Genomic DNA, 22,581 nt, shown 5'->3' on the forward strand with positions numbered 1-22,581 from the left:
CAGTTTATCGCTCCCGGAACAGGTAGTTCCGGGATGGTCTTACAGGTCTAAAGTCTGTCAGCCTGAGCGGCGGGTCAGCCCGCTGCCGCAGGGGTCGTCTCCTCATCCGCCGCGTCCCCGGGGGGCCACAGGCGGTGTCGCCCTCCTCTTGGGCGACGGGTGATGATTACCACAGGCGGCTCATCCTCAAAGTAAATTCTCAAACATGAACGTACCGTCACTTTGCGCCGCAGGCCGGCAATCGCCCTGCGCCGGGGGCGATTGCGGCTCAGTGCACGCATAACGTGCAGATGCCTCGCAAAGGCAGAAAGCTGCCTTAAAAAACCGCAGTCGCCATCAGTCCGGCCGGGTCAGCAGGAACAGCGCCGACAGCAGGATCGGAGCCGCCACCGCCACCGCCAGCCCAGCAGAGGGTCCGGCCATGCCCAGAAAGCCCGCATAGCCAAGCGTCATGCCCAGAACGGCCGCCCCCTTGGCTTTGCGCGGCACGGCCCCGCGCAGACGCCAGGCCTGAAGCGGCGGCCCAAAGGTCGGATGGCGCAGCAGCCAGGCTTCAAGCCGTGGCGAAGAGCGGCCGAAAAACCAGGCCGCAAGGATCAGAAAAACGGTGGTCGGCATGACCGGCAGCACCGCCCCGATGATCCCCAATACCAGCATCAGACAGCCCAGCACAAACCAGGCAAAGCGCAGGGGCGGCGGAGTCCGTCGGGGCTCAGTCATCTCAGGGCAGTCTCTCAGCGGGCGGTGGCCGCCCCTCTCTATATCAGGCCGCACCGTGCCTGCGCCTGCAAAAAGCGCAACATCCTGTGACAGGCGATGCGTCCCGCTCATCATCACAGTCGCAAACGGAATTTGCCTTTAGTTATCCGAGGGATCACTCTGCGCAGCGGAATTGAGACCAGGAATCGAAATGCGCCTCCCCTTTGTTACGCCCGATGACATCCGCACCCGCTTTTCCCGCGCCATGTCGGATATGTATCAGGCCGAAGTGCCGCAATATGGCACCCTGCTTGAGATCGTCGCACAGACCAATGCCGCGACCATGGCCTCTGATCCGGCGCTGAAGGCCCGGCTGGAGGCCGCCGGTGAAATCGGCCGGCTGAACCTTGAGCGTCATGGCGCAATCCGCCTTGGCACCGCCGAAGAGCTTGCCACCATGGCGCGGGTCTTTGGCGTCATGGGCATGGTGGCGGTTGGCTATTATGACCTCTCGGTGGCCGGGATCCCGGTCCATTCCACCGCCTTCCGTCCGGTGGACGATGCGGCGCTTGCGGCCAATCCCTTCCGGGTCTTCACCTCGCTGCTGCGTCTGGAACTCATCAAAGATGAGGCGCTGCGCGAAGAGGCCCGCGCTATTCTGGCCGCCCGCGATATCTTCACGCCGCGTCTGCGCGCGCTGCTCGATCTGTGCGACACCGAGGGCGGTCTGGAGGCGGCGCGCGCCGATGAATTCGTCGCCGAAGCCCTTGAGACCTTCCGCTGGCATGAGGCCGCCCCCGTCTCGCTTGCGACCTACCAGCGCATGCATGACGCGCATCGGCTGATCGCGGATGTGGTCTGTTTCCGCGGCCCGCATATCAACCACCTGACGCCGCGCACCCTCGACATCGACCGCACCCAGGATCTGATGCCCGCCCATGGGATTTCGCCGAAAGACACGATTGAGGGGCCGCCCGAGCGCCGGGTGATGATCCTGCTGCGCCAGACCAGCTTTAAGGCGCTCGAAGAACAGATCCGCTTTGCCGATGGTGACGGGACCGAGGCTGCGGGCACCCATACCGCCCGTTTCGGCGAGATTGAGCAGCGCGGCGTGGCGCTGACCCCAAAGGGCCGCGCGCTTTACGACCGCCTTCTGGGTGAGGTGATGGCGCGGACCCGCAAGGTCTCAGCCGAAGAATATAACCGCGTCCTCCATCAGGTTTTTGCAGCCTTCCCCGATGAAGAGGCCGTGCTTTATGCCGAAGATCTGGCCTATTTCCGCTATGTGGCCGCACCAGGCGCGGATCGCACAGCCGGGCGCGGCAAGGATCTGGCCGCCCTGATCGGGGCCGGTCTCGTGACCCTTTCGCCCATCGTCTATGAGGATTTCCTGCCGGTCTCTGCCGCAGGCATCTTCCAGTCGAACCTCGGAGAGGGCGGCGAGCGCGATTACGGCGATGAAAACGCCGCCGAGCGCGAGTTTATCGCCGCTCTCGGGGCTACGCCGCTCGATCCTTTCGCCATGTATGAGGCCGCCCGCGCGCGCTCAGCCCGCGAGGTGCTTGCCGCCTTCGCCTGATCCGCCAAAGCCCCGGCCCTCACGGCCGGGGCTTTGCATTACCAAAGCGCGCCTGCGTTGATCTGATAATCCGCCATGGTGATCGCCCGCGCCTCCTCAGAGGTCAAAAACGCAGCCAGGGCCGCAACTTCGCCCGGCTGCACCAGCGCCCCCTGGGGGTTCGTGGCGGCATAATCGGCCCGGACCTCTGCGGCGCTGCGCCCCGTGCGGGCCACATCAGCCGCCATAAACCCCTGCAACATCTCGGTTTCCACCCAGGTGGGGCTGAGGCTGTTGCAGGTGATGCCATGCGCCGCCCCTTCAAGCGCGGTGCAGCGCCCCAGCCCCAGCAGCCCCGCCTTGGAGGCGCAATAGGCCGCATTCCCCGCCATGCCCTGATGCGCCGCAACAGAGGCAATATTGAGGATCCGCCCGTAGCCCTGGGTCTGCATGATCGGAAACACCGCCCGGATCATGCGAAAACTGCCCGAGAGATTGACATCCAGCGTGCGGGTCCAAAGCGCCTCGCTGTGATCTTTCAGCGCCGCCTCTTCATAGATCCCGGCGGCATTCACCAACACATCGATGCGCCCATAATCGCGCAGGACGCTTTCTGTGAAGGCCGCAACGCTTTCCGGCGCGGTCACATCCAGAGCATGCCCCGCGATATCAGCCGAGAGGCAGCCGCCCCGGCGCGAGCCGGTGATGACCCGCATCCCCCCCGCGCTCAGGCGCTCTGCAATGGCGCGGCCAATCCCGCTCAGCCCGCCGGTTACCACGGCCACTCTGCTGGTTCCGTCCATTCTGCCCTCCGTCGCTCTCTGCTGCCTTATGACCCGCGCCCCGCGCCGCAGCCAGGAGAAAGCGACCGGGGTCTCTCAGGCAGACCCCATATTTCCGGGATTGGCATAGACCAGCCCCCCGTCCACCGCGAGAACGGAGCCCACGACATAATCCCCCCCGCGCGACGCAAGATAGACCGCCGCCGCCGCCATATCCTCAGGCGTGCCCACGCGCCCAGCCGGGATTGCAGCCGAGATTGCCTCGCCGCGGTCCCGGGCGGCCCGGTTCATATCGCTGGGGAAAGCGCCCGGTGCGATGGCATTGACCACAATCCCCTGTCCGATCAGCTCAGCCGCAAGACGACGCGTCAAATGCTGCAGCCCCGCCTTGGAGGCCTGATAGGCATAGGTCTCCCAGGCATTGACCCAAAGCCCGTCAATCGAGCCGATATTGATCACTTTCGCCTTCCTGCCAGTGGCCGCCGAGGCGTGCAGCAGAGGCAGAAAGGCCTGCGCCATAAAGAAAGGGGCTTTCAGGTTGACCGCCATCACCCGGTCCCAGCTGCGCTCATCCACATCTTCAAGCCGCGCGCCCCAGGCCACTCCGGCATTATTGACCAGAATATCGAGCTGCGGCTCAAGCGCAGCAAAGCGCTGCGCCAGATCTGTGATCCCGGCATGCGTGCTGACATCGGCCTGCAGAGCGCGCAGCCCCCCTTTCAGCAGCTCCCCGTCCCCGGCTTTGCGCGAGGCCACATAGACCCGCGCGCCCTGATTCTCGAGGCCATCAGCGATCATCCGCCCGACACCCCGGGTGCCGCCCGTGACCAGGGCCACCCGACCCGCCAGTGAAAACAGACACGCTTCGCCCATCGTCGCTCTCCCCGCCCGATTGCACCTGCCGCAGGCTAGTTCAGCACCGAACGGAGGCGCAAGCCTGACGCCGGGAAAGCCGCCAGGCAGGCCGCCGTATATGGGGCTGCCCCCGGGAGGTTTTGCACCTCCCGGACCCTCCGCAGAGTATTTAAGAAAAGCCAAAATTATAACCGCCCGGATCGGCGCCCTTCTTTTGTCTTTGGCTTTTAAAAATACTCTCGGGTGGGGTCCGGGGAGGGCGGAAAGCCCTCACCGGGGGATAAGCTGAAGCAAGGGCAGCCATTGGGCGCTCAGACCAGGTGCAGCCGTCCGTCTGATTGTCATCTGCGGCCGGGTTTCCTGGCAACAGTGAAGGCGCATGGACTATCGTGTCAGAAATGAATGATCCGAATAGCCTGAGCTCCAGGCCGGGTCGGTGATTCTGCGCAAAGCAAAACCATGCGCTTTATATTCCGCATTGCAGAAATATACTGTGACGTTGGGACAACATGTCGCGGGTCGCCGGCGAAAATCGCCGGCCATGTTAACAAATTGTTATAATTCCCCTTTGACAGAGAGGGTCCCGGTGACTGAAGTCATTCCCGAGGCTGCAACTGCGGGGAGGCAGGCGCGGCACAGCTTCGGGGGAGCATCTCTGCGGTTAACACCCGTTCGCTCATGCGGACAGCAGATGCGCCCCCGAAGCTTCAGATATTCACCATAAGACGAAAAAACGGGCAGCTTATCGCTGCCCGTTCTTATTTTTTGGCGGATCTGAGATCAGACGCGCTCAAGCGCGACGGCGATCCCCTGGCCCACGCCGATGCACATGGTCGAGAGCGAGCGCTTGCCACCGTTCAACTGCAGCTCCAGCGCGGCCGAGCCGGTGATGCGGGCGCCCGACATGCCCAGCGGGTGGCCGAGGGCGATCGCCCCGCCGTTGGGGTTCACGCGGGCATCGTCATCGGCAATGCCAAGCTCGCGCAGCGTGGCCACGCCCTGAGCGGCGAAAGCCTCGTTGAGCTCAATGACGTCGAAATCCGCCTGGGTCAGGCCAAGGCGCGCCATCAGCTTCGCCGAAGCCGGGGCCGGTCCGATGCCCATGATGCGCGGCGGCACACCTGCGGTCGCACCGCCGAGCACGCGGGCGATCGGGGTCAGGCCGTATTTCTTCGCAGCCTCTGCCGAAGCAAGGATCAGCGCGGCGGCCCCGTCGTTCACGCCCGAGGCGTTCCCCGCGGTGACCGAGCCGTTCGCAAAGAGCGGCTTCAGCTTTGCCAGCGTCTCGATGGTGGTTGCGCGCGGATGTTCATCCTTGTCGACCACGATCGCATCGCCTTTGCGCTGCGGGATGGTGACCGGGGTGATCTCTTTGGCAAGGCGGCCATTGGCCTGAGCCGCGGCGGCTTTGTTCTGCGACGACAGCGCCATAGCGTCCTGGGCCTCGCGCGGGATGTTGTAGTCATCCGCCACGTTCTGACCGGTCAACGGCATGGCATCGACGCCATATTGCGCTTTCATCAGCGGGTTGACGAAGCGCCAGCCGATGGTGGTGTCGTGGATCTCGGCGTGGCGCGAAAAAGCGGTATCGGCTTTCGGCATGACGAAGGGCGCGCGGCTCATCGATTCGACGCCGCCTGCGATCATCAGCTCAGCCTCGCCCGAACGGATCGCGCGGGCGGCCATGATGACGGCATCCATGCCCGAGCCGCAGAGGCGGTTGATCGTGGTGCCGGTCACGCCGATCGGCAGACCTGCGAGCAGCGAGGACATACGCGCCACGTTGCGGTTGTCTTCGCCGGCCTGGTTGGCACAGCCAAAGATAACGTCATCAACGGCTTCCCAGTCGACATTCGCATTGCGCGCCATCAGCGCTTTCAGCGGAATGGCCCCCAGATCGTCGGCACGTACCGAGGAAAGCGAGCCCCCGAAACGCCCGATCGGGGTCCGGATATAATCACAGATGAAAACTTCGGTCATGGATCGCCTCCACTCAGATCTCAATCGCTGCCCTGAGCCCTGGCCCGGACAGTCCGGGGTTAGGCCTGAAGGGCTCTGGCGTAAATGGTTGCCATGCTTTAGGGGTAATTTGTTCGCTATGCGCACAAATTCCGGGGTGCAGATATGAAAATCGCTGACAGGGATATGATGGGGGGCCTGAGCAAAGGCCTGCGCGTCATTGAGACCTTCAGTGCGGCCCGCCCGCGCCAGACCATTGCGGAAGTGGCGGAAGGGACCGGGCTGGACCGCGCCACCGCGCGGCGGTGCCTGCTGACCCTGGCGCATCAGGGCTATGCGACCTGGGACGGCAAATTCTTTACCCTGACGCCGCGGGTTCTGCGGCTGGGCACCGGGGCACTGGCCGCGATGCCGCTGCCGCAGATCGTGCAGCCGATGCTGGACCGGCTGTCAGAGGGCCTTGGCGAAAGCAGTTCTGTGGCCATCCTCGACGGGCCGGAAATCGTTTACATCGCCCGCGCCGCGCAGACCAAGATCATGTCGGTGGGGCTGATGCCCGGCTCGCGTCTTCCGGCCTTTTGCTCGTCGCTTGGCCGGGTGCTGCTGGCCGCCCTGCCGCCCGAGGAGGCCCGGGCGCTGCTGGAGCGCCAGCCCCGGATCGCGCTGACCGAAAAGACCCTGACCGGGATCTCTGACATTGAGGCCGAACTTGCCCGCGTTCGCGAGCAGGGATTTGCGCTGATCGATCAGGAGATTGAGATGGGCCTGCGCTCGGTCGCGGTGCCTTTGCAGGACAGCTATGGCCGGGTGGTGGCGGCGCTGAACACCGGGGTCTCGGTCTCGCGTGCGAGTGCCGAGGCGCTTTGTGCGGAGTTTCTGCCCCGTCTGCGCGCCCTGGCGCTGGAACTGCGGCCGCTGCTGCGGCGGGGCAACTGACGGCTGATTTTGGCCGATTCGGCTGAATTTTACCTTTTGGTAAGCGAAATTCCGTAAATTCAGCAGGAACGTGCCACGGGAGGAGAAAATTCACTCCAAAAGACGACCGGAATTAGCGTGTTTTTTCTCTTGCTAAAATCGAGTGATCGGGTCGAGATTTAACGCATGGGCAGAGCTTATGGGCTGCCCGAACTGCTCCTGTGACTGCGCCTGACTGAATTCTTCCACGGCCCGCAGCCGGTTTCCCGGCCTGCCCCTCCGGATCCCGAAGAAAGGACACCCATGGCCAGGATTGCTTATACCTTGCGCCGCCTGACGCTTGCGCTTGCCACTGCGGCACTTTTGCTGCCTGCGGGCATGGCGCAGGCCCAGAAGCTTCTGAACGTCAGCTATGATCCGACGCGAGAGCTTTACCGGGAGTTCAACGTGGCTTTCATCAAGCACCGCGAGGCCGCCGGAAAACCTGCGCCTGAGATTGAGACCAGCCACGGCGGATCGGGCGCTCAGGCCCGGGCGGTGGTGGACGGGCTGGCGGCCCAGGTGGTCACCCTGGCGCTGGCCTCAGATATCGACCGGATCGCAGCGGCCGGAAAGCTGCCTGCGGACTGGCAGGCGAAACTGCCGCATAACTCTTCGCCCTATACCTCGACGATTGTGTTTCTGACCCGCAAGGGCAATCCCAAGGGGTTGAAAGACTGGGGGGATCTGGTGAAGGACGGGGTGGAGGTCATTACCCCGAACCCGAAAACCTCAGGGGGCGCGCGGTGGAATTATCTCGCGGCCTGGGGCTGGGCGGAGAAAAACGGCCAGGATCCGAAGGCCTTTGTCGCCGCGCTTTTCCGCAATGTGCCGGTGCTCGATACCGGGGCGCGGGGCTCGACCAATACCTTTGTGCAGCGCGGCGTGGGTGATGTGCTGCTGGCCTGGGAGAATGAGGCCTATCTGGCGCTGGCGGAACTCGGCCCCGATGCCTTTGACATTGTGGTGCCGTCGCTTTCCATCCTGGCAGAGCCGCCGGTTGCGCTGGTGGAGGGCAATATCAAATCCGAAGCCGAGCGGGAACTGGCGCAGGATTATCTCAACTACCTCTATTCCCCCGAAGGCCAGGCCATTGCGTTCAGACACTTCTACCGCGCCTGGGATAAATCGGCGGCCAATCCTGAAGATGTCGCGCGTTTCCCGGATCTGGAGCTGATCGACATCCGCCACTTCGGCGGCTGGGCCAAAGCGCAGCCCGAGCATTTCGGCGACGGCGGCACCTTCGATCAGATCTACAGCAAATAGGTGCGGTCATGGCACGGCCTTTCATCCAGCCCTCTGCCCTGCCCGGCCTGCGGCTGACGGCGGCGATCACCTTTGCCATGCTGGGGATTGTCGTGCTGATCCCCATCGGGGCGCTGCTGGCGCGCGGGGTCAGCTACGGCCCCGAGGCGATCTGGCAGATGATCAGCCGCGAGCGGGTGCAGGCGGCGCTTTGGCTCTCGTTCCGGCTGTCGGCTGTGGCGGCGCTTTTTAACCTGGTGTTCGGCACGCTGCTGGCCTGGGTGCTGATGCGCTATGATTTTCCGGGCCGCCGGATCCTGGATGCGGCGGTGGATCTGCCCTTCGCGCTGCCCACGGCGGTGGCGGGCATCGCGCTGACCGCGCTTTATGCGCCAAACGGGTTTTTCGGCAGCATGGCGGCGCAATGGGGGGTGAAAATCGCCTATACGCAATGGGGCATTCTGCTGGCGCTGATCTTTGTGGGGCTGCCCTTTGTCACCCGCAGCGTGCAGCCGGTGATCGCCGAGATCCCGCGTGAGGAGGAGGAGGTCTCGGCCACGCTGGGGGCGCGGCGCATCTATACCCTGCGCCGGGTGGTGCTGCCGGCGCTGATGCCTGCGGCCCTGACGGGATTTGCGCTCGCGCTGGCGCGGGCGGTCGGGGAATATGGCTCGGTGATCTTTATCGCCGCGAATATTCCACTCCGGACCGAGATCGCGCCTTTGCTGATCGTGATCCAGTTGGAAGAGTTCAATTATGACGGGGCAGCCGCCATCGGCATCGCGATGCTGGCGATCTCATTTGTCATGCTTTTGCTGATTAACCTGCTGCAGATCTGGAGCAGGCGGAGGATCGGTGATGTCTGACCCCTCCGCTGCCCTCCGCTTTGTCAGCCCCGTCGATGAGACCCGGGGCTGGAAAATGGCCCTGATCGCTCTGGCTGTGCTCGGCCTTGGCATTCTGGTCTTTGCGCCGCTGGTCGTGGTCTTCACCGAGGCCCTGTCCAAAGGCGTCAGCGCGGCGCTGAGCGCGCTCTCGGGGCGTGATGCGCAGTCGGCGATCCGGCTGACGCTGCTGATCGCGGCGATCGCGGTGCCGGTCAATGCGGTTTTCGGCATTGCGGCGGCCTGGTTCCTCACCCGCTATCAGTTTCGCGGCAAAGCCTTTCTGATCACGCTGATCGACCTGCCGTTTTCGGTCTCTCCGGTGGTGGCGGGGCTCTGCCTGGTGCTGGTTTTCGGCGCCAATACCGGGCTTGGCTCCTGGCTGGTGGCGCATGACCATCCGGTGATCTTCGCGCTGCCGGGGATCGTTCTGGCGACGATCTTTGTCACCTTTCCCTTTGTCGCGCGGGAGTTAATCCCGGTGATGATGGAGCAGGGTGCCACCGAGGAGGAAGCCGCCCTGACCCTCGGTGCCGGGCCATGGCGGATGTTTTTTACCGTAACGCTGCCAAAGATCCGCTGGGCGCTGCTCTACGGTGTGCTGCTCTGCAATGCCCGCGCCATGGGCGAATTTGGTGCCGTGGCGGTGGTCTCGGGTAAAATCCGCGGCCAAACCACCACGATGCCGATCGGCATTGAGATGCTTTACAATGAATATCAATCGGTTGCCGCCTTCGCCATGGCCGGGCTTCTGGCCCTGCTGGCGCTGGTCACCCTGGTTGTCAAAACCCTGCTGGAGCGGCGTCACGCGGGTGAGCTGTCCGCGCGGGGACATGGATAGGAGGCCCTGATGCAGATCGAAATCGACGAAATCGCCCGGACGTTCGGCCTGACCACAGCCCTGACCCCGGTCAGCCTGTCCATTCCCTCCGGGGCGCTGGTGGCGCTTCTGGGCCCGTCCGGCTCGGGCAAGACCACGCTGTTGCGCATCCTGGCGGGGCTCGATTTTCCGACTTCCGGGCGCATCCTTTTTGACGGCCAGGACGCCACCGGCGTCACCGTGCAGGAACGGCGGGCGGGCTTTGTCTTTCAAAGCTATGCGCTTTTCCGGCATATGACGGTGGCCGAAAACATCGCTTACGGCCTGAAGGCCCGCCCCCGCCGCCTTCGCCCGCCGAAAGAAGAGATTGACCGCCGGGTGCGGCGCCTGCTGGATCTGATCCGGCTGCCGGACATTGGCGCGCGCTACCCCAGCCAGCTTTCAGGCGGGCAGCGCCAGCGGGTCGCGCTGGCCCGCGCGCTGGCGATTGAGCCCAGGATGCTGCTGCTCGATGAGCCCTTCGGGGCGCTCGATGCCCAGGTGCGCAAGGAACTTCGCCAGGGGCTGCGCGACATCCACGATGAAACCGGCCTCACGACGATTTTCGTGACCCATGATCAGGACGAAGCGATGGAGCTGGCCGATCTGGTGGTGGTGATGTCGATGGGCCGGATTGAGCAGATCGGCCGGCCGCACGACATCCGCGCCCGGCCTGCCAATGATTTTGTGCGCCGCTTTATCAGCGCCTGAAACGGCTTACAGCGAGAGCTGCCCCAGGATCGCGCGGTTCCGGCCCGTGGATTTGGCCTGATAAAGCGCGCGGTCCGCCCGCTCCAGCCAGTCGTCACGGCTTTCACCGGGGATAAAGCCTGCAAGCCCCATGCTGACGGTGACCTTTGCGCCGCCAATCGCCGGAAGCGACAGATCCGCCAGGGCTTCCTGAATTCGGCGGGTGAGATGGAACGCGCCTTCAGCCGTTGCGCCATGCATCAGCACACCGAATTCCTCACCGCCCAGACGCCCGAAGGAGTCGCTTTTGCGGATCAGCCCCGAAAGCCTGCTGGTGATCGACTTCAGAACCTCATTGCCCGCCAGATGGCCATAGCGGTCATTGACCTCTTTGAAGTGGTCAATATCGATCAGAATGAGCGTGGCAGCCCCCGGATTGCGCAGGCTGCGCTGCCGGTCCAGCAGATCGCAGAACGCCCGCCAGGTCAGCAGACCGGTCAGCGGATCAAGCCGCGAGGTCAGCCGCAGTTCCAGTTGCGACATCACCACTCGGGCAAAATTGCTCAGCACATCGATCTCGGTGTCCGAAAACTCCCGCCGCCGGGTGTCATAGATGCACAGCGAGCCGATATTATACCCGTCTTCGCTGGTCAGCGGCACGCCCAGATAAGAGCGCAGCTCAGGCGCGCCAATGACATAGGGGTTCTGCGCGAAGCGGTTGTCGGTGCTGGCATCCGTCACCACCAGGGGCGTGTCCGACATGATCGTATGGTGACAGAAGGTATCGGTCCGAACCGCAGTTCCCGGCCCTTCGCCCGCCCCGGCCTTGGTCCACTGCCGGTCGCTCTCGATGATATTGATCGCGGCGCGCGGGACATTGAAGATCGATTTCACCAGAGAGACGATATCGAGAAATTCTTTCTCCGGCTCAGTGTCGAGTATTTCAAAACGCTGAACGGCGGCGAATCGACCCGGCTCATCGTCAGCTTTGAATTTCCTGATCTGCATTCCTAAGCCTTTTGCCTTCGCGCGCGGTGACCGCGCCCCATGGGACCGCCGGTCCCCCACTGCCGTATCGCGCTGCGGCAAAAGACACGGTCCGAGCGGCTGAGGCCCCTCCGCCGTCTCTGACCCACGCAGCCGTTTTGCCTGTTTCGGGGCAAATATTAGCCCGTCCCGCAGCGAGAGGAAAGCCCGACAGCGACCGCAACCCGCTCCAACCCACTACGGACGCTGCGGCAGAAGAACTTCCCCATTGTGCTGCCACAGAATTTGGCAGAAACTCTGTGCGGGGATGGAGCCTTATGCAACGGATACGTGCATCGGCCTGCTTCCGGTACCGGACAGGGAGACTGGACCAAACGATGCAAAGCGTCCCGGGGGAAATGGCTGGCTCAGCGACCACGCAGCTCGCCATAGAGGCGATTCGGCAGCGTCTTGCGCAGACCCCGCCTCCGGGCGGCTTTTGCCTTTTCGTGCTGGAGAATATGGATCTGGTCGAAGTCGCCGGCGATGCCGGTGCGGCGCGCATCCTGCGCAACCGGATCCGGGGCGAGCTGGAAAACACCCTCGGGGCTGGCAGCGTCTTATGTGACGCCCGCGAAGACGGCTTTATTCTGGCGCTTCCGGCAACGGATCAGGACCATCTGATGCGCGAACTGGATCACATGCTGCACCGCCTGCCGTTCTGGAGCCTTGATCGCCCCAGCCATGCGACTTCGGTCACCGGCCGCGCCGGGGTGGTCTGGGTTGAAGATGCGCTCCGCTCAAAGCCAGAGGATCTGCACCGCGCCGCCGTCACAGCCGTTTCTGCCGCGCGGGTTGCGCAGCGCAGCCGTCTGGTGTTTGGCGGCTCCGACCCCCGCGCCATCACCGATCTGCAGCTGACCGCCCAGCTGATCTGCGATCTGCCCGCCGCCGTGGAGGAGGGCCGCCTGGTCCTTCTCGGTCAGGAGATCGTCAGCTGTGCCCCTGGCGCGGCGCGCGGGCGTGAATATGAAGTGCTGCTGCAGATGAACGGCCGCAGCGGTCAGTCCTTTGCGCCCGGATTTTTCCTGCAGGCCGCCGAGCAGAGCCGCCTGATTGAGATCGTCGACAACTGGGTTCTGCGCAGCGTTCTGGTGGAGAATGCCGCCCGTCTGCGCGCCCTGCCGGATATGAAGGTCTCGATCAACGTGGCGGCACGCACGCTTTCGGGCTCCGCCTTTGCGGGGGGACTTGAGGCCATGCTGAAAGCGGGCGGCGTTGATCCGACCCGCATTCAGCTTGAGATTACCGAGACCGCGCAGATCCGCGATCTGCAGCAGGCGCAGTCGAATATCCGCGCCGCCCGCTCAATGGGCTGCCGGATTGCCCTTGATGATTTCGGGGCGGGGATGTCGGGCTATGGCTATCTCAAGGCCTTTGAGCCCGATTGCCTGAAGATCGACGGATCTCTGATCTCACATGTGGCAGATGAGACGCATATGGATGCGCGAATCGTCCGCTCAATTATTACCCTGGCGCATGATCTCGGGATTGAGGTTGTGGCAGAACATGTCAGTTCGCAGGACATTTTGCAGGCATTAAAGGGTTTTGGCATCGATAAGGTGCAGGGATTCCAACTCGGCCGCCCCGGTCCGCTGCAATTGGTCTTTGAAAATCGGCAGGCGTGCGACAGCGTCAGCTGCGCTGTCTGAATTTTTTCAATTCAAGGGCTGCATCGTCCAAACAACTCGTTAATATTGGGTGAGCGTCCGGCAGTCTTGCCCGTGCAGGGCGAGCATTCGGACTTGAACTGGGGTTGGGTTGAACATGCCGGGTTTGCTGCTGAAAACTGCGTTTCGGAGCCTGCTGGGTCCTGCTCTTCTTCTGTTGACCGGTTGCGGAGTCTTTGACCGCGATGAGCTGTTTTTGCGCCCCTCACAATATGAAGAACGCACCGCCTTTGTCCCGGTCGGGCCAGAGCGCGCCTGGGTCGTGGCACCCGGGGCCCGCGCGCTCTACCAGCGCCCGATCTTTGAGGGCTATGAACAGCGCATCAGCCTGGCCAATCCCACCCTGCTGCCCGGCGACAACCTGCTGATCCTGCGCGCGCGCGACAACATTGTCCCCGAGGCGCGCCTGGTCTTTGAAGAATTCACCCGCTGGACCGGCGGTCTGCCCGTGCCCTTTGAGGGGCTCACCTCCGGAGAGCTGATGCGGGGTGAGGATGAACTCGGCGCTTACTTCTACGCGGAATACCGCAGCGGCGCCGATACGGTCTGCGTGTTCGGCATTCGGCGTCTGAACGGCAGCCAGCGCCAGATCCCGGCGAATGGCGATGTGATGGATGTGCAACTGCGCAACTGTCTGCGCGGCAGTCCGGAAGAGGCGCTGGCCCCGATACTCGCAGGCAGCCTGCGCGGATCGCCCCGCGCCTCGCAGCCCGACGGCACCAGCCGTCTGCTCTCGCCCCTGGCTGGTCCCGGCCATTGAGCCCCCCTGATAAAAGACCCTGCCCCTGCAGCCGCAGGTCCTGAACTTAAGGAGCAGAATGTGACCGGACGCAGACTGATCGGATCTCTTGCGATCCCCCTCTGGATCTGTCTGCTGGTGCCGGTGGTGCTGCTGTGCATCCTGCCGGTTTCCAATGCGGCTCAGGCGATGCTGGGGGCCTCAGCCGTGCTGCTGGTGATGTGCCTGAAGCCTTTCGTGCATCATATGGCGGGGCGTCTGGCGCTGATGGGGACGGCCAGCGTGGTGGTGCTGCGCTATTGGTCCTGGCGGATCACCTCGACCCTGCCGGATCCGGGGCTGAATGCCAGCTTCATACTCGCCCTCGCGCTTTTGCTGGTTGAGACCTATTCAATCCTCGTTTTCTTTCTGAACGCTTTTATCACCGCCGATCCGGTGGACCGCGGCCTGCCGCCGAAACTCGAACTCGATCAGATGCCGACGGTTGATATTCTGGTCCCGTCTTACAACGAACCTGTTGAGATGCTTTCAATCACGCTCTCGGCGGCGAAGAATATGGTTTATCCCGCGCGGCTCAGAACGGTTGTTTTATGCGATGACGGCGGCACCGATCAGCGCTGCAATTCCTCTGATCCGGACCTCGCGGCCAAAGCCCGCGCAAGACGGGCGGAGCTGCAGGCGCTTTGTCGCGATCTCGGCGTGGTTTACTCAACCCGCGCGAAAAATGAACACGCCAAGGCCGGGAATATGTCGGCAGCCCTCGCGAAACTCGACGGGGATCTGGTGGTGGTCTTTGACGCCGACCACGTGCCGAGCCGGGATTTTCTGGCGCGGACGGTGGGCTATTTCGTCGAGGACCCGAAGCTCTTTCTGGTCCAGACGCCGCACTTCTTCATCAATAAAGACCCGATTGAGCGTAATCTGGGCCTGAAATGCCCGCCCGAAAACGAGATGTTCTACGGCATGATCCACCGCGGTCTCGATCGCTGGGGCGGTGCGTTTTTCTGCGGCTCGGCCGCGGTGCTGCGCCGCAAAGCGCTGGATTCTGTGGGCGGCTTTGCCGGGGAAACCATCACCGAAGATGCCGAGACCGCGCTGGAGATCCACTCCAAGGGCTGGCGCAGCCTCTATCTGGACCGTGCGATGATCGCCGGGCTGCAGCCCGAGACCTTCGCCTCTTTCATCCAGCAGCGCGGCCGCTGGGCTTCGGGCATGATCCAGATGCTGATGCTGAAAAACCCGCTTTTCCGGCGCGGGCTGACGCCTTTGCAGCGGCTTTGCTACATCAACTCGATGTCGTTTTGGTTTTTCCCGCTGATCCGGCTGGTCTATCTGCTGGCCCCGCTGACCTATCTCTTTTTCAGCGTTGAGATTTTCGTGACCACCTGGACGGAGGCCATGGCCTATACGCTCAGCTATATGGCGATCGTTCTGATGGTGCAGAACGCCACTTTTGCGCGCTTCAGGTGGCCGCTGATCTCAGAGATTTATGAAATTGCCCAGGCCCCCTATCTTGCCACCGCGATTATGCGCACCGTCCTCCGTCCGCGGGCGGCGAAGTTCAACGTGACCGCCAAGGATGAAACCCTGGTGGAAGACTACATCTCGCCGATCTTTGGCCCGCTTCTGCTGCTCTTTGGTCTGACGGCGGCGGGGGTGGCGGCGCTGATCTTCCGCTGGATTGCCTTTCCGGGGGATCGCAGCGTGTTGATCGTGGTGGGCACCTGGGCGGTGCTGAACTTCCTTCTGGTCTCGCTCTCGCTGCGGGCGGTTTCGGAAAAGCAGCAGCGCCGCGCCTCTCCGCGGGTGGAGATGCAGGCCCCGGCACAGGTAAAGCTTGCCGCCGATGACAGCCGCGCCGTGACCCTTCCGGCAGAGGTGCTCGACGCCTCCACCTCGGGGGCGCGGATCCGTCTGGGCGCCATGCCCCGTGGTGAGCCGATCGCCATGCCGCAAAAGGGCGATGTGCTGGTTCTGCGCCCGCTCTTTGACGAGGCCCCACATCTTGAGCGCGACGTCCGCGCCGTGGTCCGCGGCGTCTTCAACAAAGCCGGCGAGGGGCATACCATCGGCCTGCAGTTCCTGTCAGACCAGCCGATGGATGTGCGCGAGGCGGTGGCGCAGCTTGTCTTCGGCTCTTCCGAGAACTGGCTGGCAGAGCGGATGCGCGGGCGCAAACGCAAGGGTCTGCTGGCAGGGCTTTTTTATGTGTTCAGCCTGATGCTGACCTCGATCCCGAAAACCCTTGGCGACTTCCTGCGTGAGCCGGCGCGGCGGACGAAATCTGAATTGACGGCGCATCACAAACCCAAGGCGGCGCATCTCGTGGCCTTTGGCGCGAACTTCGACACCGAGGAGTTCCGCGAAGGGGCGCGGCGCTCAACGCTGGAGGATTTCATCGCAACGGAGGACCGCGCATGAGCCGCGCTGCGCCGCTGCTGACCGCCTTGCTGGCCGGGGTCCTGGCTGTTCTGCCGCTTGCCGCGCAAAGCCAGTCCGCCGGAGCGGGCCGCATCACCCCCGCCGCCGATGGCCCCGTTGTGCTGCCCGCCCCGGCCCCGGAGGCCGCGCCCCTGGCCACGCCCGGCCTTATTCAGCTGCCCCCCGATCCCGAAGCGGTGGCGGATCCGGCGGAGGGGGATCTTCCCGGCGGCGATGACGCCGGGCCTTCGGACGCCACCGGCCTTGTTGCCCCGCCCGCTCCGCCACGCGACAGCGGCGCCAGCACCGCTGCCAGCGGGCCGCTCCCGACCGAAGGGCTGATGCCGCTTTTACCGCTGCATCCGCTGCCCGGCCAGCCGCTGGCCGGGGCCAGCCTGCCGGAACCCGGCATCCTGCGGCTGACCGGCGAGCGGCTGACCCAGATCATGACGATCTATCTGCCCGACAGCGCGCCGATCCCGGAGAAACTGGTGCTGACGCTGCAGTCTTCGATCAATGTGCTGCCCGATGCGGCACAGCTTGAAGTCACGGTGAATGACGCCGCACCCCGGACCATCCCCCTCGATCAGATCGGCGCTTTCGGCACGGTTGAGCTGGCCGTCAGCGGCCTTCGCTCCGGTGACAACCGCGTGGCGCTGAACATCCGCCAGCCGCACCGCATCTGGTGCGGGCCGGAGGCCACCTTCGGGGTCTGGACAGAAGTGGACCTCAGCCGCTCAGGCGCGCCGGTGCCCGGGGCCGCGGTGACGCCCGATCGGGGCGGCTTTGCACTGGCGCTGCGCGCGCAGACCGGCACCGGACGCCCGCTTGCGGTCCTGAGCGATTCAGCCGATCCGATCCTGCTGCGCAAGGTGACCGACCGCATCTCAGAGGCCATGGGCGGCAACGGGCAGATCACCCTGCGCTCGTTTTATACGCCCGGGCCGAAGTCCTTTGCTTCGGTCGCGCTGATCCCGTCGGAGCGCAATCAGGTGAGCTTTCGTCCCGGCTCCAGCGGTGCCCTGGTGATGCAGATTGAGCACCGCCCGGGTGAGTTGCCGGACCTGAGCGCCCATATGCCGCCGCCCCCGCCACCGGGGCCGGGTCTGCAGGTTCTGCGACCCGGCAACGCGGTCTCCCTCGGGGCGCTTGGCCACGGCGATGTCATTGGCAACACGCATTATTTCCGCGCGGCCCTGCCGTTCCGGCTGCCCGATTCCTGGCTTTTGCTGGCCAACCAGCGCGCGCGGCTGCAATTGCATTACGGCTATTCCGCCGGACTGGCCGAGGGCGCGATCCTGCTGGTGAAGGTCAATGAGCAGACCGTGCGGCTGCTGCCCCTCGATGTGCAGGGCGGCCGGCTGCAAAAGCCGCTGGATATCGACTTTCAGGCCAGGTTCCTGCACGGCGGGGTCAATATCCTCAGCTTTGAGATGATGGTTCCGGGCGAGCCTGCGGATGCGGTCTGCCAGCCGCGCCAGGGCGATATGCTGGTGGTCCTTGCCTCCAGCACGCTGGATGTGCCGCCGTCACCGCCGATGGAACTGGCCGGTCTGATCCGCCCGCTCAGCGGTCTGGACAGCCCGGGCGTTCTGCCTGCCGAAGGCAGCGACGGCGGTACCATGGCGCTGACCGCCGCGCGGATCTCGGCCGGGATGGCGCGTCCGCCGCGCCCCGACCCGGCCGTGCGGCTTTATGTGACCGATATCAGCACGCCCGCCGCGCTGCCCGCAGGCCCGCACCGGCTGCGGCTGTCGCGGCTGCAGGAGGTGTTGTTTCCGGTCCTGCCCGCCACCGCCGCGGTCGCACCCGAGACAGCCGCGCCCGTGGCAGCCGCGCCCGTCTTTCGCTTTGACGGCCCTGGCGATGAAGGCCCTGCCCCCGCCACCTCTGAGGGTCCGGGCATAACGGACTGGTTTCAGGGCATAAGCGATGCGGTCTTCGGCCCCGAGGGGGCCCTCGCAACATGGCGCGGCGATATCCGCGACAGCGCCTATATCGGGTCAAGAGAGACGCTGGAAAGCTGGCTCGAAGGCCGTCACGGCGTGGCGCTGCTGATGCGGCCCGATCCCGCCACCCCGGATGCGCTCTGGCTGGTGCTGGGACCGCGGGCCCCGGTCGATATGATCGCCCAAAGCCTCTCAGATCTGCGCCGCAGCCGCCTTGCCAGCGGTGAGGCTGCCCTGCTCGACGCCGATGGCACCTGGTCAGTCTGGTCGCCGATCACGCCGCCGAACCTGCTTGCCATGCCCGCTCCGGGTCAGTGGCGCACGGTTCTTGGCAACTTTGCCTCCTGGTCGCCGCTGCTTTATACCGGGCTGACCCTGGGGCTGGCGCTTTTGTCGATCCTTCCGGTCATTGGCTTTCTGCTGATCACCCGCACCAGACGAGGAGGCCGCGGATGAAACGCCGTCACTTTCTGACCAGCACCGCCACCTTCGCCGCCCTGTCCGCCGCAGGCCTGCGCCCGGGCCTTGCGCAGAGCCCGGGAGCCCTGCCGATGAGCGATCTTTTCCTGGCAGCAGACCACCCCCTGCAGGAGGCCTGGGCGACCTGGAAAACCCTCTGCCTGACCCCCGAAGGGCGGGTGGTGGACGGCTTTCAGGACAATGTCAGCCATTCTGAGGGCCAGGGCTATGGCCTTGTGATGGCAGCGATCTTCGGGGATCGGGCGACCGCCGACCGGATCATCGGCTGGACCGCTGAGAACCTTGCGGTGCGCCCCGACAGCCTGCTGGCCTGGCGCTGGAACCCCGCCAGCACACCGCCGGTCAGTGACCGCAACAACGCCTCGGACGGCGATCTCTTCTATGCCTGGGGCCTGGTGCTTTGTGCGCAGCGCGACAACCGGCCCGATCTGCTGGAGGCGGCGACGCGGATCGCGGCAGATCTTCTCCGCCGCTGCACGGTGCCGCATCCCGACGGCTCGGCGCGCCGTCTGATGCTGCCGGGGGCTGCGGGCTTTCGGGAGGCCGGGGTGGTTGTGGTCAACCCGTCTTACTACATGCCCCGTGCCATGACCGATCTGGCCCGCGCCACCGGGCAGACCGCGCTGGACAGCCTTGCAGCCGATGGCCAGGCGCTGATCGCGACGCTGACGGCACAGGGTCCGGTGCCGGACTGGGTGCAGATCAGCGCCGCAGGGACCGCGCCGCCGCCCGCGCAGTTTTCCAAAAACGCCGGATATGAGGCCGTGCGCGTCGCGCTCTTTCAGATCTGGTCGGGGCTGGCAGAGGGCCCGGCCGTGCGCGCCTGGGCCGCCGCCTCGGAGGCTGCGGGACCTGCGGGCGGGGCCGTCACCGTCTGGTCGCTGCCCGATGGCGCCGTGCTTGAGCGCAGCAGCCATGAGGGTTATGCCGCCGTGGCAGCGCTTGCCCGCTGCACCGCCTCGGGCGGTTTTGGCGCGCAGATGCCCGCTTTTACCGGCGATCAGCCCTATTACCCTGCCACTTTGCATCTGATGGCTCTTGTTGCTCAGGCGACAACCTACCCGAGGTGTGTGCCGATATGATCCGTTCCCTTCGTCTGCCGCTGCTCGCCTTTCTGCTGGTCAGCACAGGTCCGCTGGCCCTCAGCGCCCAGGAGCCGCCGCGCGGTGAGCTGCAGGCACTGAGCTATTATCACCAGCAGGGCGATCAGGCCGCCGCAGAGGCCGAGATGCGGCGGCTGCGGCTGAAATACCCGCAGTGGATGCCGCCGGCCGATCTCTCAAAACTGGGCGTCAGCGCGCCCTCGCAGGAGATCGACCGTTTCTACCGCCAGGTCGCCGCCGGAGATTTTGAGGGGGCCCGCGCCACTCTCGCCGAAACGAAAACCGCCTTTCCCGAATGGCAGCCCCCGGCCGATATGACCGGGCTTCTGGCGGTCTCAGAGGGGCAGAAACGCTTTGACGAGGCGCTGCGCGCCGGTAATCTGCGCCGCGCCGGGGAAATCGCCGGACGCGCGCCGGATCTGCTGCGCTGTGAGCGGATCAACAACGCCTGGCGTCTGGCCGAAGCGCAGTCCGCGGCAGGGCGCAAAGCGCAGGCCTTTGGTCTTTATCAGTCGATCATCACCGCCTGCACCAACAGCGCCGATCTGAGCGCGACCCTGGAGAAGGCCGATCAGGTGGCGACCGAGACCCAGCTTCGCGGTCTTTTCGACACCGCTCTGCGCCGTTTTCCGTCAGAGGCTGCGGGCTATCAGGCGCTTCAGAGCCGTCTGCTCGCCGGACGCGGGATCACCTCTCCGGGCGCAGACCGCACCGCGGCTCCGGCTGAGACGGCCAGACCGCCCGCCCCGCGCAGCGCGGCCCGACCCGCAGGGGCGCAACCCGCACCCCAGGGCGGTGGGGGAGGCGGAAGCGTCAGCCCGCGCAGCGTGCAATCGGCCAAAGATCGCGGCGACTGGGCCGGCTGCCTTGCTGCCTCAGAGGGCAATGCGGCTGCGGCTGCGCAGTATAACCGCGCCTGGTGCGCCTATAACCTCGATCGTCCGATGGAGGCCGTGGACAGCTTCCGCCGCGCGCTGGCAGGCCGGATGAACGCGACCGAGCGGCGCGATGCGCAATATGGCATCGCGCTGGCCTATCTGAAGATGGGCATGACCGAGCCTGCCGCGCAGATCGCGGCCCAGGTGGATCTGACCCGCAGCCAGCGCGTCGATGTGGAGCGCCAGATCCTCGATCAGCGGGGCGTCGCCGCCTATAAGGCGCGCAACTACGTGCAGGCCATCCGCTATTTCGACGCGCTGGAGCAGATCTCCGGTGGCATCAACCGCAACCTCGGGATGCTGCGCGCCTGGTCCTATCTGAACGTGGGCCAGCGTACCCGCGCGCGGTCGGAATTCCTTCGTATGCACAATGAACTGGCCAGCGTGGAAACCGCACGGGGCATTGAGGCATCGGGGGACTGACCCGCCGCCCGACACCTGGTCAACGGGCCGGGGCCAGCAGGTTTTCTGCCGCCGATGGGACGCGGGCGGCCTCGGGTCTTGCGGCCGAGGGCTCGCGGCTGATCGTGGCGAGGGCAGCAGAGGCCGCGGTGACGCGGTTGCGGCCAAGATCCTTCGCTTCATAGAGCAGCATATCGACGCGGCGCAGAGCGACTTCGAAATCCGCGAGATCGGCAACCTGCTCGACCCCGAAGCTGGCGGTCACGGGGGCCTTATCGGGCCAGACGGTCTCTTCCACCGCACGGCGCAGGTTCTCTGCCAGGGTCACGGCATGAGACAGCGCGGGCGCGTCGATCATCAGCATGAATTCTTCTCCCCCCAGACGGCCCGCGATCTGACCGGGCAGCAGGTGACGGGCAAAGACCCCGCTCAGGCCCTGGATCACCAGATCGCCGGTGTGATGGCCGTGACAGTCATTGATGCGTTTGAAGTGATCGAGATCCACGGCGATCAGATGCCAGTTCGCCCCGGGATGCTGCTGCAGCCGGATCGCCGCCTGTTCGTGAAAGCCGCGCCGGTTCAGCAGGCCGCTCAGCGGATCGGTATCGCGCTGACGGCGCAGGCTGACCAGCAGATCCCCAAGCGCAACCAGCACCACAACCACGGTGAACCAAAGCTTAAAGAACAGGATCAGCGCCAGGTAAAGCTTCCAGGACGCGGAGTCGGTGAATTCACCAATATCGGCGTCCGGGGCAATCAGCACGCTCCAGCAGGCGCGCAGCACCGCAAATCCGGCGCCAAAGACATAAGACACGGCCAGAAGGCGATCAAACATCCCAAGATCATCGCGCTGGCGCAGCAGTTCAGGCACGCTGAGGCCAAGGAGGGCGGCAAGACCCGCGCTGACAATGCCCAGACGGCTCAGCAGATCCGCATGAACCGCGCCAAAGTAATAGCTGCCAGAGAGCGTCAGCAGAAAGATCACCAGAACCGCGCGGTGTTTTGGCGCCATCTCAAAGCGCAGGCAGACCGCATAATGCAGCGCCAGCGCGGCGACTAAATGCACAAGTGTCAGCAGAACGGCGCGCTCTGCCATGACGGCATTCGACATCATAGTCTGCAGCGCAAGCCCCGTCCCCGTGCAGATAAAGCTGACGGCCGTGAAGGGGATGAAGTCCTGCCCCCCGCGCATCTGCACCACTTCCTGGCGGTTCAAAAGCAGCTTGCAGGCCATCAGCAGAAGTCCGAGCACCAAGAGGCACGCCGGAACCATCAATAGGAATAACCGATCCTGGTCCATAAACACTAACCGCTCATCGAGCCCCCGCAGAGGCGGTCACGTCAGAAGTCCCCCGTGTCACCGACCGC

At 64.6% G+C, this 22,581-nt stretch carries 18 protein-coding genes; 12 read left to right on the top strand and 6 right to left on the bottom strand.

Going from position 1 to position 22,581, the window contains the following annotated elements; all coding sequences use genetic code 11:
- Positions 1 to 336: 336 nt before the first annotated feature.
- A complete protein-coding gene (locus tag EG244_RS01525; RefSeq protein ID WP_124963244.1) occupies positions 337 to 720 on the bottom strand; it encodes a YbaN family protein in 384 nt (127 codons plus the stop codon).
- Positions 721 to 910: 190 nt separating this feature from the next.
- Here EG244_RS01525 and hglS point away from each other — a divergent pair, with 190 nt between their 5' ends.
- Positions 911 to 2,278 (top strand): 2-oxoadipate dioxygenase/decarboxylase HglS, encoded by a 1,368-nt coding sequence (gene hglS, locus EG244_RS01530; RefSeq protein ID WP_124963245.1) that lies wholly within the window; start codon positions 911 to 913, stop codon positions 2,276 to 2,278.
- 38 nt (positions 2,279 to 2,316) lie between these two features.
- Here hglS and EG244_RS01535 read toward each other — a convergent pair whose 3' ends face one another.
- The 3 genes from EG244_RS01535 to pcaF all read right to left on the bottom strand — a co-directional run bounded on the left by EG244_RS01535 (position 2,317) and on the right by pcaF (position 5,874).
- Positions 2,317 to 3,060, bottom strand: coding sequence for an SDR family NAD(P)-dependent oxidoreductase (locus EG244_RS01535; RefSeq protein WP_124963246.1), 744 nt, complete (start codon positions 3,058 to 3,060; stop codon positions 2,317 to 2,319).
- Between the two features lie 75 nt (positions 3,061 to 3,135).
- Complete coding sequence (locus EG244_RS01540; protein ID WP_124963247.1) at positions 3,136 to 3,912, bottom strand: SDR family oxidoreductase; 777 nt, start codon at positions 3,910 to 3,912, stop codon at positions 3,136 to 3,138.
- A 762-nt stretch (positions 3,913 to 4,674) separates the two neighbouring features.
- The gene (pcaF, locus tag EG244_RS01545) at positions 4,675 to 5,874 is read right to left on the bottom strand and encodes a 3-oxoadipyl-CoA thiolase (protein ID WP_124963248.1); all 1,200 of its coding nucleotides are present in this window, start codon (positions 5,872 to 5,874) and stop codon (positions 4,675 to 4,677) included.
- A 144-nt stretch (positions 5,875 to 6,018) separates the two neighbouring features.
- Here pcaF and EG244_RS01550 point away from each other — a divergent pair, with 144 nt between their 5' ends.
- The 5 genes from EG244_RS01550 to EG244_RS01570 all read left to right on the top strand — a co-directional run bounded on the left by EG244_RS01550 (position 6,019) and on the right by EG244_RS01570 (position 10,506).
- Positions 6,019 to 6,789: an IclR family transcriptional regulator domain-containing protein gene (locus tag EG244_RS01550; RefSeq protein ID WP_124963249.1), complete on the top strand. Its 771-nt coding sequence runs from the start codon at positions 6,019 to 6,021 to the stop codon at positions 6,787 to 6,789.
- 282 nt (positions 6,790 to 7,071) lie between these two features.
- Positions 7,072 to 8,073: a sulfate ABC transporter substrate-binding protein gene (locus EG244_RS01555; RefSeq protein ID WP_124963250.1), complete on the top strand. Its 1,002-nt coding sequence runs from the start codon at positions 7,072 to 7,074 to the stop codon at positions 8,071 to 8,073.
- An 8-nt stretch (positions 8,074 to 8,081) separates the two neighbouring features.
- The gene (gene cysT, locus EG244_RS01560) at positions 8,082 to 8,918 is read left to right on the top strand and encodes a sulfate ABC transporter permease subunit CysT (RefSeq protein ID WP_124963251.1); all 837 of its coding nucleotides are present in this window, start codon (positions 8,082 to 8,084) and stop codon (positions 8,916 to 8,918) included.
- A 55-nt stretch (positions 8,919 to 8,973) separates the two neighbouring features.
- Positions 8,974 to 9,777, top strand: a complete 804-nt coding sequence (gene cysW / locus EG244_RS01565) for a sulfate ABC transporter permease subunit CysW (RefSeq protein ID WP_233588893.1) — start codon at positions 8,974 to 8,976, stop codon at positions 9,775 to 9,777.
- A gap of 9 nt (positions 9,778 to 9,786) precedes the next feature.
- Positions 9,787 to 10,506, top strand: coding sequence for a sulfate/molybdate ABC transporter ATP-binding protein (locus EG244_RS01570; protein WP_124963253.1), 720 nt, complete (start codon positions 9,787 to 9,789; stop codon positions 10,504 to 10,506).
- 6 nt (positions 10,507 to 10,512) lie between these two features.
- On the opposite strand, the gene EG244_RS01575 is transcribed toward EG244_RS01570, so the two are convergent.
- Positions 10,513 to 11,493, bottom strand: coding sequence for a sensor domain-containing diguanylate cyclase (locus EG244_RS01575; protein ID WP_124963254.1), 981 nt, complete (start codon positions 11,491 to 11,493; stop codon positions 10,513 to 10,515).
- A 377-nt stretch (positions 11,494 to 11,870) separates the two neighbouring features.
- Between EG244_RS01575 and EG244_RS01580 the strand changes: the two genes are divergently transcribed.
- The 6 genes from EG244_RS01580 to EG244_RS01605 all read left to right on the top strand — a co-directional run bounded on the left by EG244_RS01580 (position 11,871) and on the right by EG244_RS01605 (position 21,234).
- Entirely contained in the window at positions 11,871 to 13,163 is a 1,293-nt protein-coding gene (locus EG244_RS01580) for an EAL domain-containing protein (protein ID WP_158617217.1), read from the top strand.
- Positions 13,164 to 13,338: 175 nt separating this feature from the next.
- Positions 13,339 to 13,941: a hypothetical protein gene (locus tag EG244_RS01585; protein WP_199737711.1), complete on the top strand. Its 603-nt coding sequence runs from the start codon at positions 13,339 to 13,341 to the stop codon at positions 13,939 to 13,941.
- A gap of 60 nt (positions 13,942 to 14,001) precedes the next feature.
- Complete coding sequence (gene bcsA, locus EG244_RS01590; RefSeq protein WP_124963257.1) at positions 14,002 to 16,341, top strand: UDP-forming cellulose synthase catalytic subunit; 2,340 nt, start codon at positions 14,002 to 14,004, stop codon at positions 16,339 to 16,341.
- Positions 16,338 to 18,746 carry a cellulose biosynthesis cyclic di-GMP-binding regulatory protein BcsB gene (locus EG244_RS01595; RefSeq protein WP_124963258.1) on the top strand — a complete coding sequence of 803 codons (2,409 nt, stop codon included), beginning with the start codon at positions 16,338 to 16,340 and terminating at the stop codon, positions 18,744 to 18,746. The genes bcsA and EG244_RS01595 overlap by 4 nt, the downstream gene beginning before the upstream one ends.
- Complete coding sequence (locus EG244_RS01600) at positions 18,743 to 19,852, top strand: glycosyl hydrolase family 8 (RefSeq protein WP_124963259.1); 1,110 nt, start codon at positions 18,743 to 18,745, stop codon at positions 19,850 to 19,852. Before EG244_RS01595 ends, EG244_RS01600 begins: the two co-directional genes overlap by 4 nt.
- Complete coding sequence (locus tag EG244_RS01605) at positions 19,849 to 21,234, top strand: tetratricopeptide repeat protein (RefSeq protein ID WP_124963260.1); 1,386 nt, start codon at positions 19,849 to 19,851, stop codon at positions 21,232 to 21,234. Before EG244_RS01600 ends, EG244_RS01605 begins: the two co-directional genes overlap by 4 nt.
- A gap of 19 nt (positions 21,235 to 21,253) precedes the next feature.
- On the opposite strand, the gene EG244_RS01610 is transcribed toward EG244_RS01605, so the two are convergent.
- Entirely contained in the window at positions 21,254 to 22,447 is a 1,194-nt protein-coding gene (locus tag EG244_RS01610) for a GGDEF domain-containing protein (protein ID WP_158617218.1), read from the bottom strand.
- Positions 22,448 to 22,581 lie beyond the last annotated feature (134 nt).

The organism is Falsigemmobacter faecalis (assembly GCF_003863335.1).
GTDB classification, from domain to species: Bacteria; Pseudomonadota; Alphaproteobacteria; order Rhodobacterales; family Rhodobacteraceae; genus Wagnerdoeblera; species Wagnerdoeblera faecalis.